Annotated in this window: 1 protein-coding gene; it reads right to left on the bottom strand. The window is 58.8% G+C overall.

The genetic code is table 11. The features are described from left to right. A partial coding sequence (locus tag COJ96_RS25870) for a hypothetical protein (RefSeq protein ID WP_218936543.1) occupies positions 1-221 on the bottom strand: 221 nt, incomplete at its 3' end. Between the last annotated feature and the right edge of the window lie 70 nt (positions 222-291).

The following is a 291-nucleotide window of genomic DNA, read 5'->3' on the forward strand; positions in this document are numbered from 1 at the left end:
AGCAGGGCCTTCTGCTCTGAGGCGCTCATGGGCGCCGGAGGTACGGTCTGAGTCACAACAGGCGGCAGGTCATCGTCATCCTCGATTTCTGCCGGGTCTTTGTACCAGTGCCAGCCCTCTTCCTGCGCATGGCGTGGCGTAATGGCCACATCTGGTGAGGCAATGGCGCCCGTGGCCATCGCAACGCCGGCAGCAATCAGCAGGAGGTGAGTTCGCATCATTTGCCCGCCTCCGCCACTTTATCGGCAATCATCTGCTTTGCTTTTTCCAGCAGTTCATTGTCTTCAGGAA

This window comes from Bacillus sp. AFS073361 (assembly GCF_002567005.1).
Taxonomy (GTDB): domain Bacteria; phylum Bacillota; class Bacilli; order Bacillales; family Cytobacillaceae; genus Neobacillus.